The sequence below is a fragment of the Lactonifactor longoviformis DSM 17459 genome, assembly GCF_900129135.1.
GTDB lineage: Bacteria > Bacillota > Clostridia > Lachnospirales > Lachnospiraceae > Lactonifactor > Lactonifactor longoviformis.
This window is the reverse complement of sequence record NZ_FQVI01000018.1, coordinates 64,360-81,356: the sequence shown is the minus strand read 5'-3', so window position 1 is coordinate 81,356 and position 16,997 is coordinate 64,360. Positions and strand designations below refer to the sequence as shown.

Here is a 16,997-nt window from a genome sequence, read left to right as displayed (position 1 = left end):
TGAGAACGGAAAGGAGCGAAAACCCATGAACGGACGGAAAAGGACGGTACAAGTCAAATTCTATGTGACAGAGGAAGAACGGAAATTGATTGAGGAAAAAATGAAGCTCGTCCCTACAAACAACATGGCGGCATATCTGCGCAAGATCGCCATTGATGGGTACATTATCCAAGTAGACCACACGGACATAAAGGCAATGACAGCGGAGATACAGAAAATCGGGGTGAATGTCAATCAGATTGCACGTCGCGTAAACGCGACGGGAAACGCCTACAAAGAGGATATAGAGGAAATTAAGGGGGTGCTTGCGGAAATATGGCGGTTACAAAGATTAAGCTTGTTAAAAGCACTCTAAGCAAAGCCCTTGACTATATCGAAAACCCGGACAAGACGGACAATCAAATGCTCATATCCTCTTTCGGGTGCAGCTATGAAACGGCAGATATTGAGTTTGGCTATACCCTCTCGCAAGCGCGGGATAAGGGCAACAACTTAGCCTTTCATTTGATACAGTCCTTTGCGCCGGGGGAAGTGGACTATCAGAAAGCCCATGAGATCGGGCGGCAGCTTGCCGACGCGGTAACAAAGGGGCAGCATGAATATGTACTCACGACACACATTGACAAGGAGCATATCCATAATCACATTATTTTCTGTGCGGTCAACTTCGTAGATCATCATAAATACGTTTCCAATAAGCGGACGTATTACGGCATACGGAACATGAGTGACAAGCTGTGCCGGGACAACGGGCTTTCCGTCGTCGTCCCCGGTAAGGGCAGCAAAGGAAAAAGCTATGCGGAGTACCAAGCGGAGAAAACCGGGACAAGCTGGAAAGGCAAGCTAAAGATCGCCGTGGACGCGCTCATTCCCCAAGTGTCCAGTTTTGAGGAATTATTGCAGCGGTTACAGGCGGCGGGCTATGAGATCAAGCCGGGAAAATATGTGTCATGCCGCGCACCGGGGCAGGAACGGTTTACCCGCCTAAAAACCCTCGGCGCAGATTATACAGAGGAAGCCATAAAAGAACGGATAGCGGGCAAGCGCACCCGTGCCGCCAAAGCTCCAAAGGCAGAACGCAAAGGCGTTAATCTTCTCATTGACATTGAAAACAGTATCAAGGCGCAGCAGAGCCGGGGCTATGAACAGTGGGCGAAAATCCACAATCTGAAACAGGCGGCAAAGACTATGAATTTCCTTACGGAAAATAAGATTGAGCAGTACGCCGATCTGCTATCCCGGATAGAGGAAATCACCACGGCAAGCGAACAGGCAGGGGACAGCCTAAAGGAAGTGGAAAAGCGGCTATCAGATATGGCATTGCTCATTAAGAACGTCACTACCTACCAAAAGACAAAGCCCCTCTATGAAGCCTATCGTAAAGCCCGGAACAAGGAGAAGTACCGGGCAGAGCATGAACGGGGGATTATCCTCCATGAAGCGGCGGCAAAGGCATTAAAGGCGGCGCAGATTGGCGGTAAGCTCCCCAGCGTCCCCGCCCTCCAAGCAGAGTATGAAAAGCTACAAGAGCAGAAAGAAAGCCTTTACGCCGACTATGGCAAGCTGAAAAAACAGGTACAGGAGTATGATGTTATCAAGCGAAACATAGACAGCATTTTACAGGTAGAGAAGCAGCCGGAACGGGAAAAGCAGACAGAGCGCGGATAATTCGTATTGGTAGACTTATTCTTCCCAAAATGCTATAATCAATTTTGCGCTAAATATAAAAGTAGCAAATTGAATTATAATATTACTGAATTTGGGGTGAAAATATGACAGAGAAAGAATTTCACGGGCTTCTTGTTGAAATGATAAAGAGGGGGAACAATCCAAACAAAAGGAAAATCCTTGAAATTTTAGAGCGTGCAACCTTATCATGTGATAAAACAAATATATTTACGCAACGCAAATGGAACCATTTTCAAGAGTATATTTATATTACAGTTGCGCCAAGTGATTTAATGGAGTTAATGAACTATAAAAAATACATTGAGCAGATTATTGAACAAATCTACCCGGTTAATGATGATTATGAATATGAGTTGTTCGGAGTAGAAATCAAGCCCGGACGTGTAGTGCCTAACGAACTGGTTAGTCAGGAAATTTATTTTGAAGATATTCAGCAACAGATTATAGATGAATTAGAAAATGCAAAATATCTAATATGGGTTTCTATGGCATGGTTCACCAATAAAAAACTCTTTGATGTATTAGTAGCGAAAAAGAAACAGGGGGTCAATGTACAAGTAGTTATAGACGATAATGATAAAAATAGGAAAGCCCCTTTTTCATTAGAAAGTGAGTTTGAAACATACAGAATAAATATTCAATCATATTACAAAAATATTATGCACGATAAATTTTGTATAATTGATTTAGCAACTACAATTCATGGTACATTTAATTGGACTAATGCTGCTAATTACAATAAAGAAACTATCAGTGTTGATAAAAATACGGCTACTGCAAAAACTTTTGCAAATGAATTTATAAAGCTAAAGACACGGGTTTACGGATAGAATAGTAGGAATTTTTATTCTCTGATCTGTACTCATAAAAGAACCGGGACGCGGCAGCTATCACATAGCCACCGCGCCCCGGTTTTTTATGGGTGCAGAGATTGGATTGTTACGCAATAGGACGGCATTTTTGGGGGTAAAGGTATAAATCCCTTGCTGTTTCATTTTCCCGCCCGGAAAGCCGCATAAATCAAGGCTTATTTCGCCCCTATCGCGTCACATTCGCCCGCATTTTCCTCATGCGCTCGGCGGTCTGTCTGCGGGTGATACGCTTCCGGCAGTCCGGGCAGTAAATCGCCCGGTTGGAGCTGGACGCAAAGGACGCACCGCACACGCTACACCGCCGCATATCCTCCGCATGGTAAAGCTCTGCGTACAATTCCGTATCTGCGGGCAGTACGGCGATACGGAACCATTTACAGAGCAGGGAATAAGAAATAAGCTGCGGGCATACGCAATAGTCCCCGTCGTCAAGCAAGATACAGTTTCCGCTATCATAATTGCAGCACGTCCGGCGTACAAGGGCATTGACTTTCCGGCTTTGGGGCGGCGTGAGCCGCTTGATCTCGTTCATACCTCGTCGGCGGGGTAAACGGCAAGCCCCGCAAACTCCGCTTCTGTCATGCACCCCACTTTGGCAAGGGTGCGGGCGGCAAAGTCCCGCATTTCCCCGTCCATAAAGGGCAGCGCGGCGTTCATAGCCACCACAAGCCCCTCCTTGCTGCCTGTCATGTAGATACTCAAAAGGTTGGTTTCCTCTACTGTGAAATTGTTATATTTGTTCATGCTCATACCTCCAATCCGTGATCTTTCTTTTTTGCCGCCGTTTTCTTCGGGGCGGTTCTCTTTTTATCCTGTGCAAGCTGCGCCCGGACAGAGGGGCGGGGCTTCCTTATCTGCCTGTCCCGGTTCTCGTCCTTTCCGATCAGCGCGTATGTGCCGTGCCTGTCCTTGATCTGCGAAAAGGAAAGTGTCTTATAGGGCAGCATAGAAAAAAGGCGGTCGGTGTCCTTTGTGGTAGCAATCTGCGTAAAGTAGGGGGACAGTTCCACCATGAAATGAGATTTATCCGGGCTGTTCGGGTCGCTTAACTCTTTCATTTTCCCTACAATGCGCCGTGCTTCCGTTTCGATCAGCCCGTCGCGCAATGCTGCGGTATGCGTTTCCAAGTCCCCCGGAACCGCCGATTGCTCCCGGCTGCGCCTTTCCTCCCGTAACAGGGATTGCAGGGCTTCCGGGTCATTGGGGATTGCTTCAAAGCGTTCAAACTTCCCAAGCTGCGGGTTGGGGGAAGCGTCAAAGGGTCGCGCCGCTGGCTGCTCCCGTTCCCCATGCTCATAGATAAGCATATAGTTATCAGCGGGTAATGCCTGTTCGGTGACGTGCTTATAATGCTGCTGGTAGTCCAGCTCATAGAGATTGCCCGTGATCTTCCCGTCCTGTATGCCTGTAAGCTCCACGGCATAGGCAAGTACCCTGTCGCGGGTCTGTTCCCCGTAAAACTTCCATGTGTTGTGTTCCCGCGTGTCTTTCAGAAAAGCGTCGCGCTCCTTAATACAGCACGTCCCGGACGGGCGGGAAAACCACAAAAGCCTTTTATCCCCGGCATTAGGGCTTTCTGCCGCCCGCTTTATAATCTCTTTGTCAATGTCAAAATCACTCTGATAAAAAGCGGTGTTCTGCTTCATGATCGCTTCAAGGGAAGCGGTCACGTCCACGTTTTCAAATTTATTCAGTTTCCCCATAATCAGCTCCTTTCCAAGTCCTGTGACTTATTCCTTGCCTGTTTCTTCTGCGCCGCCCGTTCCTTGTCGGCTTTGAGCTGCGCCCGGATAGAGGGCTTCTTTTCAGCCTTTTTCCCCGGCTTCTTTTCCTTTCCCTGCTCCTTATCCGCTTTCAGTGCTGCGGCATATTCGGCAAGGGAGATCTGTTCGCCGCTTCTCGCCTTTGCTTCCAGCTCGTCAGCGGTAGGCGTGGGGGTGTTGTTGATGATACCGTCAAAATTGTTGTCGTTCTGCTCGATAGCGTCCTCGACGTGCTTTAAGGGGTTCGCCTTTTCCGGCTGCTCTGCGGCGACTGCAAACGCCTGTGTCCCGTTCCCCATAATGAGATACTTCCCGTCCTCCGACGTATGGTGAAGCCCGTACCCGGCTTCTTTCATCTGCTCGGCGGTCATATCGGTTACAGAAAAGCTCCCCCGTGGCGTTCTGATCTGCTCCCCGGTCATGCGGGTGTCGGGGGTAAGCTGCGGTGTCTGCTCCTGCAAAAACTCCGGCACTTCCTTATAGCCGAAACTGTCAACATAATGCGCCGTGTCCTCCCCGTTCTGATGAAGCACCACTATATCCGATACGGAAAGGCTGTGTCCCTTAAAATCTTTGGGATGGTCGATATTAAAGCGGGTATAAATATCTTCAAGGGAAGTCCCCGGCGTAAACTCTGCGGTATAGATCAGATTATAATTCGCCGCTTCCACGGAAAGCCCCGCCGCCTGTAAGCGGTCGTATGGCTCAAAATGGTAGTCCCGCATACCGTCCCCGTCCTTTAGCTGGTAAATGGAAAAGGTGTCTTTGTCCGGCTCTTTTTTGTCGGCGGTCTGCTCCGGCGCGTCCTGCCCCGGCTCGGCGGCGGTCTGCGCTTCCTGTGCCTTTGCATAAAGGTCTTTCACGTCGCCCTGTGTCAGCTCCCCGGTTTCCAGCTTCCCCAAAAGCTCCCGGCACTTCTCCGGGGTTCCCGTGTAAAGAATGTCCCCCAGCTTTGCCATGCCGTTATCCTGTGCCACATATTCCTGCAAGAGATAGCTGTTTTCCGGGCTATCGCTGTATGGGTTCTGCCGCACCTTGTAAAAGGTTTCCGGCGTGGAAGCGTCCCCCGGTTCCGCGCCCTGTGTTTCCTCCTGCGGCTGCTCCGGGGCGGCGGCTTTTTCTGCGGCGGCTTCCTGCCTTGCCCGTTTCTGTAACTCGGTGGGGCGTTCCCCGGTAAGGGGCTGTATGCACTTGATACAATCGGCGGCATAGATCGCATTGTCGTTTAACTGCCGCTGCCATGCTTCCGTGCTGGGCGCATAGCGGAAGCCGTTCCCTTTCAGTTCCTCCCGGATTTCCTTATCCGGCTTTTCATCAAAGAAAATCTGCAAGCGGTTATCCGCTGTATTGGCTTCCACACGTCCCCCGTCAAATTCCCAGCCCACATATCCAAGCTCTTTCCTCCGGGTAAGGGCGGTAATGCGGTTTTTTAATCTGCGGATTTCCGCGTTGTTGTTGGATAGCTGGTAGCTCTCAAAGGGTTTCGGGTTCGCCCGGTAGCTGCCGGACATGGACATTTTCAGCTTTTCGATCTGTTCCGGGGATAAGTGGGGGCAGCCGTCAAGGGTCTTATGCTTGCGGTAATAGGCGTTGACCGCTTTCATGGTTTCCTGTGCCTGTTCCAGCTTTGCAAGTTTGCTTTCCAGCTTAGAAACGGCGTTGGGGTCGTCGGCACTGATACCGCCCATGCCGGTACTGCGGATTTTATCAAGCAAGCCCTGTATCTCCCGGTATTCCTCCATGTTCTTATCTGCGGCGGCGTTCTGCTTCTCCTTTTTGCGTACAGGGAAGTTGCTTCCCCCGGCGATCATGATCGACGGGACGCGGGCGGTGATCTCATAGCCTTTATTCATGTTCGCCGCCAGCTTCCGGGCGTAAGCGTCAAGCAGCCCGTCAATCTTTTCATGGAAAGAGGGGTCAACACGCTTTTTCTGCCTTGCGGCAATCTCGGCGGCTTCGTCTACATAGTGGCGGTATTCTGCCGTTGCGCTTCCGGGCTTGTAATCGGAAAAGCTGATCGCTTCCTTTGCGCGGCGGGCGGCGTTCTCGTTGATCGGGTAGTATGTAACTGTTGTTTCCGTCGGCTCCGGGGTGGAAGTCTGCGCTGCTTTTCCGGCGGGCGGCTCTGCCTGTTCCGGCGTGTCTGCTTTTTCAGAAACAGGGCTTTCCGGCTCCTGCGGCTTTTCCTGTGCTTCGGGTTCTCCCGGCTCCTGCGGTTCGGCGGTCTGTGCGGTTTCCTGCTCCGGCGCGGCGTAAGGCTCGTACCCGTTGGCGGCGTATTCTTCAACCGTCATTCCCGCGTCTGCCGCTTCCTGTGCGATTTCCTCCTTGACGTGTTCCTTGTAGGCTTCCAGCTCCACGTCAAAATCCCTAAGCTGGGGGACGGGCGGCAAGTTATATTCGCCTTGATTGACAAGCCCCCGGCACTCGGCAACATAGGCTTGTATGGCGGTATGGTAGGCGGTTTCCGTAGGTGTCAGATCGTCCCCAGCTTGCAGGGCTTCCCCGGCGATACGTTCCATTTCGGATAAATTACAATGCAGTTTCAGATAGGGGATAAACTCATTCAGCAGCATTGCTCGGTGTTCCTTGTCGGCTTCCAGTGCTTCCCTGCCCTCGTTGCGCAAAAGGTAATTTTCCCATTCTTTATCGTTCAGATAATAGGTATGGTACTGTTCGATATGCTCCACAAGGGAACCGTCCCCGTCGCCCAAGTCCTGTCGCCCCTCGTAGTGGTCGGCTGTCCCGTTCATCACATAATCAATACGGAAAGCGGTCTTGTCGTAACCGGGGCTTGCAAGGTTCGCTTCGTCCAATTCTGCGATAAGGGTATTTGCACGGGACAGGGGGATTGTTTCGCCCTCCCGTAGCTGGCTGCTCTCGCTCCAAAGGATTGTGACGGTCGGCTCTGCGGCAAGGTCGGGTGTCGGCTCTTTTTCCGCTTCCTGTGCTTTTGCGGCTTCCCGTTCTTTTTGCAGCTCCGCAAAGTGTCCGTCAATGCTGTTGATGATCTCGGCGGCGGTGGCGCGGATTGTTTCAAGGGAACTTTTCAGCTCCGCAAGCTCCCGCCCGCTGCTCCACCCGGCGACGTACCCAAAGGAATAGTCGGACGTGTCAAGCCCGTAGTGCTGGCATACCGTATAAGCGACACTTTCCGCCTGAACCTCACGGGTGCGTCGGTCGGGTCTGTCCGGCTGTTCCTCCTGCGGGGCGTTTAAGTCAATGTCGTGCAGCTTCGCATGGGCGATCTCATGGATAGCGGTCTTTAGGTTCTGAAGCTCGCTCATTCCCTCGTCTATGGCAATGCGTTTTTCCTCCAAGTGGTAGTAGCCGTGTGCTGTCCCCTCGATCTTCTCAAAGCCCATAGGCACGGGAGAGGTCTTTTCCAGTGCGGCGAAAAAATCCTCGTATTTTTCCACGTCCCCGGTCAGCTCGTTTGCGGAAAGGCTGGGAAGCTCCCGCCCCTCGGTCTGCGACACGTCAAAAACGGCGACGACTTTATAGGCGGGGATTTGGATTTCCTTTGTTTCCGTGACGGGCTTCCCGTCTTTGCCGATCACCGTCTTTCCCGTCTGCGGGTCTTTCTTCTCTACCTCCTGCCGGATTTTATACGGCGACGGGGCAAGTATGCGTATGCCTTTTTCCCCGCGCATTACGTTCCGTCCAAAGTTATTTTTCCATGCGTTAAATCCGGCGATAAGGGAAGCGTCGGGCTTCTGCATGGCGATCAGCAGCGTATTGTTGAAGCTGTAATTATGGAACTTTGACATGACTTGCAGATATTCCTTGTAGCGTTCGCTGTCAAACAATTCCGTGATACCCTGCTCCAAGCGGTCTGTGATCTCTTTCAGCTTTTCAGCGGGCTTGTCGGCGGTGAGAATGATCGGGTTGACCGGGCGCGGCGGTGGCGGGGAACCTGTCGGCGTTCCCGGCTGGGGTTCCTCCTGCTCCGGCGCGGCTTCGTCCTTTTCCAGCTTATCCGGGGCGGGACGTTCCGGCTCCGGGAAACTCATTACCTTGTATTCCTTTGGTATGTCGCTTTCGCGCCCGTTGTACCACTGTGAAAAAGTGTTGCCGTTGTTGTAGATATAGCCCTGCTCGGTAAACTGTCCCCGGTCTTTCTTTACAGCGTCCCGCCCGTATTCCTCGTACTTGAAATACTTCTTTGCTTCTTCGGGCAGCTCCAATTCGTCCAGCTCGTCAATGAGGTAATAGCCATAGTCGGCTTCGGTTCGGACAGTGGGGTATATCCAGTAACAGTCAAGGTTTTGCGCAAGGTTGATAAGGTCTTTCATGCTCCCGGCGTGTTCCCCCAGCGTTACCGCCGCCGTGAATTTATCCCGGTCGCCGTCGCCCTGCATTTCCAAGAGCTTCCCCAAATAATTCAGCTCGTCAATGGTGCTGCCCTGTACCACGGAAAGCGGCACGTCAAAAGGGTAGGCTTCTGTATTGGAAAAGCCATTGATGAAAAAATCCTGCGGGTTATCCGCTGTAATGCCGACGCTTTTCATAGCCGCGTGAAGCTGTGACCTGGTAGTCGGCATGGAAAGCCATTCGCCGCCCGGCTGCCCGGTTTCAAAGCGGTTGCGGCTGTCAATTAAAACTGAAAATGTTTCGCTCATTCGTTTTCTCCTTTCTTTTACGGCAGCGTTACGGAAGCTGCCCTTTTTATTGTTTCCCGGTATGCTGCGCTGCACCCGCGCTTTCTGCCAAGATTTTTATTTTTTCAAGAGGGTTTGGGACACTTCCCAACAAGCAAAATCCCCGTCCGGCGCGTCAGCGTCGAAAGGGGATTTACGGAAAAGGGTACTCTTTTCCTATGCTTGCTACGGAACTTATTTTTTCTTCGGTAGCTCAATCTTGTAGTTGACATACTTCCCGCCCGTATCAGCTAAAACAACGGTTCCGTCATAGGTTTTGCCTGTTTTCGGGGAATACAAGCCCTTGACATTTGCCTTGCCGGATTTTAAGAGGGCGGCGGCAATCTTCGGGGTAAAGGCAACTTTCCTTTCCTCAAAGAAACGGTCGTTTTTCCACATGGTAAAGGCGCAATCCCGGTTAGAACAGTAGAAATTTTTCTTTCCCTCATGGACGGGGCTACCACAACGGGGGCATTTCCCGACAGAGGGCTTTTCTTCCCCACCCGTGAAAACTGCCTTGCTTTTGTCGGCGGCGGTGTTCTCCTTTACCAGCTCCCGCATCATAGCTTCAATGCGCTGCATGAAGTCCCCAGCGTCGGCGGCTCCCTTTGCGATCTGCGTCAGATTGTTTTCCCATTCGGCGGTAAGCTGCGGGGAAGTCAGCATATCCGGCAGGACAGACACAAGGGCGGCTCCGTTCTGCGTGGGGATAAGCTGCTTTCCCTTTCTTTCTGCAAAGCCGGACTTCACCAGCTTTTCAATGACAGCGGCGCGGGTGGCGGGTGTGCCAAGCCCCCGGCGTTCCGCGTCCGGGTTGGTGTCCCCGTTCCCGGCGCGTTCCATTGCCGAAAGCAAAGTTGCTTCGTTGTGGGGCTTCGGCGGCGTTGTGAAATGCTCTGTCACCTTTGCCGTGGGGCTTTCAAAGGTCTGTCCCTCGGAAAGCTCCGGCAGGGTGTTTTCTTCCTCCATATCCTCCGGATCGGGCTTGCCCTTTAAGGTCGCCCGGTAGCGGCGTTCAAGGTCTTTCCAGCCGCCCGCAAGCACTGTCTTTCCCCGCGCCGTAAACTCCGTACCGGCGCATGAGAAAACCGCCGTGACCGCTTCAAAGATATGCGGCTCGGCGGCAGCAAAAATAAGACGCGCCCCGGCAAGGGTGAGGATATTCCGTTCACTTTCCGGCAGGGCGGCAGGGTCGGTCTTTGCAAGCTCCATAGTGGGGATAATGGCGTGGTGGTCTGAAACCTTGCTGCTGTCAAGCGTCCGGGAAACGTCCGGGGTAAACTCCGCGCCCTCCATAAAGGGGAGTTTCCCGGACAGCATGGTAACAGTCTTTGCCGCCGTGTCCTCCATATCGTCCGTAAGAAATGCGCTGTCTGTCCGGGGATAAGTAAGCAGCCGCTTTTCATACAAGGTCTGTGCAAGGTCAAGTGTCTGCTTCGCCGTGTAGCCGTAGATTTTATTGGCTTCCCGCTGTAAGGAAGTGAGGTCAAATAACCTCGGCGGGGCGGCGGTCTTTTTCTCTTTGGTGAGGGAAATACATACCGCCGTTTCCGCTTCACAAGCAGCTTTCAGCGCGTCGGCTTTCCCCTTGTCTGAAATCCTCTCGTTTACGGCTTCCGCGCCGGAGAAGCCAAGCCGCACATGGTAATATTTTTCTTTCTTGAAATGGGAGATCGCTTCGCCCCGGTCAACCAGCATTTTCAGTGTGGGAGTCTGTACCCGCCCCACGTTCAAGGTCTTGTGATACAGGCAGGAGAAAAGCCGCGTTGCGTTGATACCGATAATCCAGTCGGCTTTTGCGCGGCACAATGCGGAAGCATAGAGCGCGTCATAGTCCCGCCCGTCTTTAAGGTCTGCAAAGCCCGCCTTGATCGTCGCGTCCTCCATTGAGGAAATCCACAAGCGGCGCATAGGCTTGTTACATTTTGCCACGTCGTACACAAAGCGGAAAATCAATTCCCCCTCGCGCCCAGCGTCACAGGCGTTCACCACTTCGGAAACGTCGGCGCGGTGCATAAGCTCTTTTAATATCTTGAACTGCTTCTCTTTGTCGGCGGCAACGGTGTACTGCCATTCCTCCGGCAGAATGGGTAAGCTCTCATAGCTCCATTTTTTATACTGCTCCCCGTAGGCGGCAGCGTCCGCAAGCTCCACCAAATGACCGACACACCAAGAAATGAGGTAGCCCCCGCCCTCGATATATCCGTCTTTTTTTTCTTTTACCCCAAGCGCGGCGGCGATACTTGCCGCGACGCTGGGCTTTTCTGCAATGACTAATCTATGTGAAGTCAATAAAAATTCCTCCTTTCATTTTCCCGTGTTTTTCTTTTCCGTCAGCTTTCTGATACAGTACCCCACGCAGGGCGGCTCCCGGTTGTAGGGACAGCCCTTGCAGCGCGGGGGAATGGAAGCGGGCGGCGGTTTCCCACGCCGCCCGTCGCCCGGTTTCTGTATCATCATTCTTTCTAAGGGGTTGTCGGTGAACAGGGTCATGCTTCCTCGTCCTCCGTTCCCCCGTCGTCGTCGGGTTCCGGCTCGTCCTCGTCGTAATCGTCAAAATCGAAATCGTCAAGGTCAGTGCCGCCCTTTACGTCCTGCTTCGGCTTCATAACCTTAAAGTAGTAGAACGCACCGCCGCCCCCGGCAATGGCGACGATCAGAAAGAGCAGCAGCCCGCCCGTGCCTGTTTTCTTCTCCTTTGGTTCCTCCGGCTCGTCGGGTTCCGGCTCCGCTTCCTTGCCGCTGCAAGCGGTCATGTTGTCCTTGCAGACGGGGCAGCTCACATTTACTTTCCCGGCTTCGCATTTCTCCGTACAGTTGCAGACTGCGGGCGGCTCCGTGGTGGTGTTCCCGTCCTCCATGAGTGCCATGAGGTCGGCTTCGTCCACTTGATTGAGGAAATGCACGGTGTTCTCGCCCTCGTCGTCCCGGTCAATGAGGATATAAAAATAATTGCCGTTTTTGGTCGTCACGGTGATAAGCTGCTTGTTGCCGCCGAAATCGTCAACCAGCGTCGCGTTCCCGTCCGGGGTGAGGGGTTCTTCCTTTTCGGGTTCCTCGTAGACAACGCCGCTGTCGTCGGTCGCATCGTCCTGTCCCTCCGGGGTCTGCGCGTAGGCGGTGACGGAAAAGCCGCCCATGAGGATAAGGGCGGCGCAAAGGGTCAAAAGCATTTTAAGGGTTTTCTTATTCTTCATCTTCGTTTTCCTCCTGTTCGTCGTTGTCTGCGCCGTAAGAAGCGGGCGCGGGGGTCATGCCGGGGATTGCCCCGTTTTGCAGCATGGCGGTAAGCTCCTGCGGGGAAAGCCGCATAGAGCGCACAAGCTGGACGATCTGCAAATTCTCCGCTTCGGTTTTCTGCGCTTCCAGCCCTTTGAGCTTGTTCTGATACTCGGTGATCTTCTCGCGGGTCTTTTCAATCTCCCGGTTGATACGGTCAATCTTGTTTGCTGCCATAGTGTAAAACTCCTTTCATAGTCAAAAATGTGTTCAGTTCCAATTCATCAAGCCGTACCCTTTGATACAGCCATAGTCAAGGGGGTAGCTTTTTATCTTGCAAGCGTCGCCGGAATTGCCCTCGACGGTGTAAACGCGCTGCCCGTCCGTGCCGATTACAAGCCCCACATGGTCTGCGCTCCCGTCCCCGTCCCAGTCAAAAAAGATCGCGTCGCCGGGGGCGATATTCTCATAGCCCCTCGCGCCCCATTGCCCCCGTGACTGGAACCACGGTACGCCCTGTGACTGGCACGCGGCAAAGCGCGGCTCGCTTTTCCCGGCTTGATTGTAGCACCATGAAACGAAACAGGCGCACCATTCCACGCGGCTGTTGAAGCCGTACCAGCTCCAATAGGGCTGTCCCCCTACATTGCCTACCTGTGACTTTGCCCGGTCTACCACGGCGGTATTTCCGGGGCGTGTGCCGTTTACAAGCTGCACCCCGCTTAAATCCTCCGACGGGTTCCCGTCCGGGGAACCGCCGCCGAAAATAAGGGGCTTGTTTCCGCTGGTTTCCAAGTACACCCGGAACATTTCAAGCTGCTCCGGGGTAAGCAGTCCCGGCGCAAGCTCGGATATGAGCTTGTTCTCCAGCTTGATATTGAGGATAAAATACTCATAGGGGACTTCCTCGGTGGTGGTTTCCCCGGTGTCCGGGTCTGTGCTTGTTTCTGTGCGGTAACGTATTTCCACTTCCTCCGTCAGAGTGAGGGTATATTGAAGTTCAAAGATACGCTGTATTTCTGCCTGTGCGGTTGCCGGGGTGTAGGTCTGTAAAAGCGCGGTCAGATAGGACGCTAATTCATGGGGGTTATGCCCGATACTGTCAAGGTCATAGCGGTACTCGTCATAGCCGGGGTTGTCGCGCTCGATATTGTCAATCCTGCGCTGCAAGTCCGTTTCCAGTGCCGCATAGTTGTTTTCCACGGCGACTAAATCCGCGTCCTCCGACGTGTAGGAAGTCCCGACAATGCCGTTAATCATGCCGGAAAACATAGCTCCACAAGAAGATAATGCGGAAGAAATCATAATGAAAAGCAGCAGCGCACCTATGGCGATACATACGCCCGCCGGGTGTCGCCCCACAAATGCGATTGCCTTTTTGGTTCCCTCGGCGGTCTTTTTGGCGGCTTTTCTTGTGTTCTCCGCTGCGTTCTTGACAGACTTTGCGCCCTGTGCCTTGACAGACTTTGCATACTGCTTTTTGATACGCTGCTTCTGCATATACCGGGAGAATGGATTTGACGCGGCGATCTGCGGGTTGTCATGGAGTGCCTTTTGGTAGAGATAGTTGGCGTTTGCTTTCTGCGCCGCCTTTTCAGCCTTTGCCGCCGCCCGGTAGGGTTTGAGCTTGTGGCTGCGGTAGCCCTCCTTGACTTTCCGCGCCCCGTACTTCGCGGCTTTTTCGGCGGTTTCCTCGGATTTGTGCGCACCCTCCACGCCGGAATTGTCCTTTTCCACGGAATGTACCTTGTTATGGACGAAAATACCCGCTTCCTGCGCGGGGCGGGATAACGGGTTTTTATGGTCTTTGCCGCCGTTCATGGGCTTTTCCCGTTCCTCGAAGCGCAGGCGGGTCTTGCCTTTCCCGGTGGCTTCGTCAAAGGTACGCTCCCCCACAAGTTTCTTTTCCTTTGGGATTTTCGCCCTTGCTTCGTCCAGCCTGTCAGCGGCTTTGTCGGATTTCTTGATATACTTTTCCAGCTCCGGCGTTGCCCGTTCTTCCTCGGTGAATTGCAGCCGGGAAGTGCGGGCGCGGCTTTCTGCTTCTGCCTGTGCTTTCCGTGCCGCCTTTTTGCTGGCTCTGCGGGTGTGCGCCCCGTCGATATGCTCTAAGACGCGCTCGGCGGTTCCCGTGTCCTGTGCGGCTTCCGTCCCCGGCGCATGGGGCAGGGGCGGCGCATTGGGGGATATGTCCGGCGCGGGATTGCCCGGTATGGGCTGCGCTGCCTGTGCGTCTTGTGCTGCCTGTTGCTCCGGCGTTTTCAGTAAGGCAGCTTCCCGCGCCCGTTTGCTGATACGCTTTTGTTTCCCTGTCGCCGCGTTTATCTCGATAGCCCCGTCGCGGCTCATTTTCTGCGTGATCTTGTCACGGGCTTTGTACTGCTTCATGGTGGTTCACCTCCAAACTGCGCCCCCCAAGAGGGCGCAAGGCTGATAAAATAATCTGCGGGTTACGCGCCGCCCACTTCCTCCGGCTTTGTCGTCATAACACGGTACAGCTCGGTATCTTTGGGGAAACGGTCTACAAAGGGCAGAATGACGTTGCCATAGAACAAAAGCCCCTCGCCCGCTTCGGAATGGGTGACGTAAGACATTTGCTGCGGGGAGATATTGAGCTGCTTCGCAAGGATAGCCCGGTCGCCCGCCGCCTGATTGAGCATGAGGACAAAATCGCTGTTCTCAAAGATATTCTCTACTTCGCGGGAAGCAAGCAAATCCTTGACGTTCTGTGTGATCGCGGTCGGTATGCCGCCCCATTTTCTGAAACGTTTCCAAATCTCCACGGAATAGGCGGCGGTCTGCTCGTCTTTCAAAAGCAGGTGAAATTCGTCCATAAAATACCGTGTGGATTTTTTCGCCGCCCGGTTCACGGTGACGCGGTTCCACACTTGATCCTGCACAATGAGCATACCTAACTTTTTAAGCTGCTTCCCAAGCTGCTTGATGTCAAAGCATACAAGGCGGTTTTCAAGTTCCACGTTGGTACGGTGGTTAAAGACGTTAAGGCTCCCGGAAACGTAAAGCTCCAATGCCGCCGCGATACGCGCCGCTTCCGGCTCCGGCTGCTTCAATAGCTCGTCGTAAAGGTCGCCCAAGATTGGCATTTTTGCCGGGTCGGGGGCTGCTAAAAACGGGCGGTACACGTTCCTAACAGCGCGGTCAATGACGGTCTTATCCACGGGCTGTAAGCCCTCCTTGCCGCCGACGATCAGCTCACAAAGGGAGAGGATAAAGTCGGATTTCAGCGCAAGCGGGTTGTCGTCCTCGCTGTAATTGAGGTTTATATCCATAGGGTTGACGTAGTGCGGGCTGGTGGGGGAAAGCCTTATCACCTGTCCCTGTAACCGCTGCACAAGGGGGTAATACTCTGCTTCGGGGTCGCAGATGATTATATCGTCGTCCGTAATGAGGAAAGCGTTTGTCATTTCCCGCTTTGCCGCAAAGGATTTCCCGCTTCCCGGCGTTCCCAAGATTAAGCCGTTGGGGTTTTTAAGCTGCTTGCGGTCGCAGAGTATCATGTTGTTTGAAAGGGCATTTAAGCCATAATAAAGGCTTGCGCCCCTCTGAAATAGCTCTTGTGTGATAAAAGGGATAAAGATCGCCGTGCTGCTGGTTGTCAGTCCCCTTTGAATGGGGATAAGGTTTTCACCGATAGGGACGCTTGACATAAGCCCCGCTTCCTGCTGGTAGTCAAGGCGGGTGAGGGCGCAGTTATATTTCTGTGCAATTCCCGCCGCCGCGAAAATGTCATTTTCCAGCTTCCTTTTTGTGTCTGCCATGTTCACCACAAGGAACGTCAAGAGGAACATTCTTTCATTGCGGCTCTGTAAATCCTGCAAGAGATTTTTCGCTTCGCCGCCAAACGTGGCAAGGTCGGACGGGATTATATCCATGTCGTACCCTGCGCGGACGGCTTTCTTCTGTTCCTCGATCTTCATTTTGTCAAGGTCGGTGATTTTCCTCTTGACGGTCTTGATTGCTTCCGTCTGGTCGATACTGTGGATATGCAGGTTGACAATCACACCCGTTTCAAGGTCTAACATATCCGCTAAAATGCGGTCGTTTAACTCCGGCGCAAGTATCTGTAAGAACGACACCGCGCCAATCTTTTTCCCCATGCGGAAATACCGCCCCTCGCCAAAACGGAATGAGGGCGGGGCGATAAAGTCCTTTGTGGTAAGCCCGGACGGGGCAAGCCATGAAAAATCAAATTGAAACGGCTCCCCCTCCGGGTGGAATACCCCGTGCATGGTCTGTAACCGTTCATAGCCTGTCTGCGGTCGGGCAGATACCCCCAGCACCTTGAAATTGTTCAGTATGTCCGTTTCGATACGGGAAAGCCGGGATTTTGCCGCGCTCATGTTGTCCGCTTCAATACTGAACGTGATATATTTGTGCTTCACAAGCCCGTTGTTCCCTTTGGAAAGCTGGCTTTTCAGCATATCCCCGTACTCCGTGCGGATAGAGTTGAAAGCGTCCTCCTGTGCCGGAATGTTGATTGCTTTTTCCGCTTCCTCCCGCTGCGTCCCTTGATTGATGAAAGAGAGCTGCACCGATACGGAAGCGTCAAAATAGTTGAGGAAGTCACACCAGTTTTCAAAAATGGCGGTCTTGTCGTCTGCCTGTGCAAGCTGGTAGTTTATATCCTCGTAGACAATGCTCTTGCTGTATTTCTTTTCCGTTATCCGGCATATCCCGTCCGGGTACAGGTTGATGTAGGGGATTGTCTGCTGGGCGGTGTGCGCCTTTCCGTCCCCCTTTGCCTGTCTGATTGCGGCGGCGATCTGCTTCTTCTCGCTGCGGGTCAGTTTCCG

At 53.0% G+C, this 16,997-nt stretch carries 13 protein-coding genes; 3 read left to right on the top strand and 10 right to left on the bottom strand.

Annotation, left to right across the window (positions count from 1 at the left end; genetic code table 11):
* Positions 1–25: 25 nt before the first annotated feature.
* From BUA56_RS15360 to BUA56_RS15350, 3 genes are all read left to right on the top strand, one after another.
* A complete protein-coding gene (locus BUA56_RS15360; RefSeq protein ID WP_016220880.1) occupies positions 26–355 on the top strand; it encodes a plasmid mobilization protein in 330 nt (109 codons plus the stop codon).
* On the top strand, positions 316–1,668 hold the full coding sequence (locus BUA56_RS15355; protein ID WP_072853288.1) for a relaxase/mobilization nuclease domain-containing protein: 1,353 nt from the start codon (positions 316–318) through the stop codon (positions 1,666–1,668). The genes BUA56_RS15360 and BUA56_RS15355 overlap by 40 nt, the downstream gene beginning before the upstream one ends.
* A 104-nt stretch (positions 1,669–1,772) precedes the next feature.
* On the top strand, positions 1,773–2,519 hold the full coding sequence (locus tag BUA56_RS15350; protein WP_072853286.1) for a phospholipase D-like domain-containing protein: 747 nt from the start codon (positions 1,773–1,775) through the stop codon (positions 2,517–2,519).
* A gap of 208 nt (positions 2,520–2,727) precedes the next feature.
* Here the strand turns inward: BUA56_RS15350 and BUA56_RS15345 are convergent, their stop codons facing one another.
* From BUA56_RS15345 to BUA56_RS15300, 10 genes are all read right to left on the bottom strand, one after another.
* On the bottom strand, positions 2,728–3,093 hold the full coding sequence (locus tag BUA56_RS15345; protein ID WP_072853284.1) for a cysteine-rich VLP domain-containing protein: 366 nt from the start codon (positions 3,091–3,093) through the stop codon (positions 2,728–2,730).
* The gene (locus BUA56_RS15340; RefSeq protein ID WP_084067991.1) at positions 3,090–3,305 is read right to left on the bottom strand and encodes a transposon-transfer assisting family protein; all 216 of its coding nucleotides are present in this window, start codon (positions 3,303–3,305) and stop codon (positions 3,090–3,092) included. The genes BUA56_RS15345 and BUA56_RS15340 overlap by 4 nt, the downstream gene beginning before the upstream one ends.
* A 2-nt stretch (positions 3,306–3,307) precedes the next feature.
* Positions 3,308–4,264, bottom strand: coding sequence for a hypothetical protein (locus BUA56_RS15335; protein ID WP_072853273.1), 957 nt, complete (start codon positions 4,262–4,264; stop codon positions 3,308–3,310).
* 2 nt (positions 4,265–4,266) lie between these two features.
* Positions 4,267–8,946 (bottom strand): YodL domain-containing protein, encoded by a 4,680-nt coding sequence (locus BUA56_RS15330; RefSeq protein WP_084067989.1) that lies wholly within the window; start codon positions 8,944–8,946, stop codon positions 4,267–4,269.
* Positions 8,947–9,159: 213 nt separating this feature from the next.
* Positions 9,160–11,256 carry a DNA topoisomerase 3 gene (locus tag BUA56_RS15325; protein ID WP_072853271.1) on the bottom strand — a complete coding sequence of 699 codons (2,097 nt, stop codon included), beginning with the start codon at positions 11,254–11,256 and terminating at the stop codon, positions 9,160–9,162.
* Positions 11,257–11,271: 15 nt separating this feature from the next.
* Entirely contained in the window at positions 11,272–11,457 is a 186-nt protein-coding gene (locus BUA56_RS15320) for a hypothetical protein (RefSeq protein ID WP_072853269.1), read from the bottom strand.
* Positions 11,454–12,161, bottom strand: a complete 708-nt coding sequence (locus tag BUA56_RS15315) for a DUF4366 domain-containing protein (RefSeq protein ID WP_072853267.1) — start codon at positions 12,159–12,161, stop codon at positions 11,454–11,456. The genes BUA56_RS15320 and BUA56_RS15315 overlap by 4 nt, the downstream gene beginning before the upstream one ends.
* The gene (locus tag BUA56_RS15310) at positions 12,151–12,420 is read right to left on the bottom strand and encodes a DUF4315 family protein (RefSeq protein ID WP_072853265.1); all 270 of its coding nucleotides are present in this window, start codon (positions 12,418–12,420) and stop codon (positions 12,151–12,153) included. Before BUA56_RS15310 ends, BUA56_RS15315 begins: the two co-directional genes overlap by 11 nt.
* A gap of 33 nt (positions 12,421–12,453) precedes the next feature.
* On the bottom strand, positions 12,454–14,532 hold the full coding sequence (locus BUA56_RS15305; RefSeq protein ID WP_072853320.1) for a CD1108 family mobile element protein: 2,079 nt from the start codon (positions 14,530–14,532) through the stop codon (positions 12,454–12,456).
* A gap of 101 nt (positions 14,533–14,633) precedes the next feature.
* On the bottom strand, positions 14,634–16,991 hold the full coding sequence (locus BUA56_RS15300) for a VirB4-like conjugal transfer ATPase, CD1110 family (protein ID WP_423241203.1): 2,358 nt from the start codon (positions 16,989–16,991) through the stop codon (positions 14,634–14,636).
* Positions 16,992–16,997: the final 6 nt, after the last annotated feature.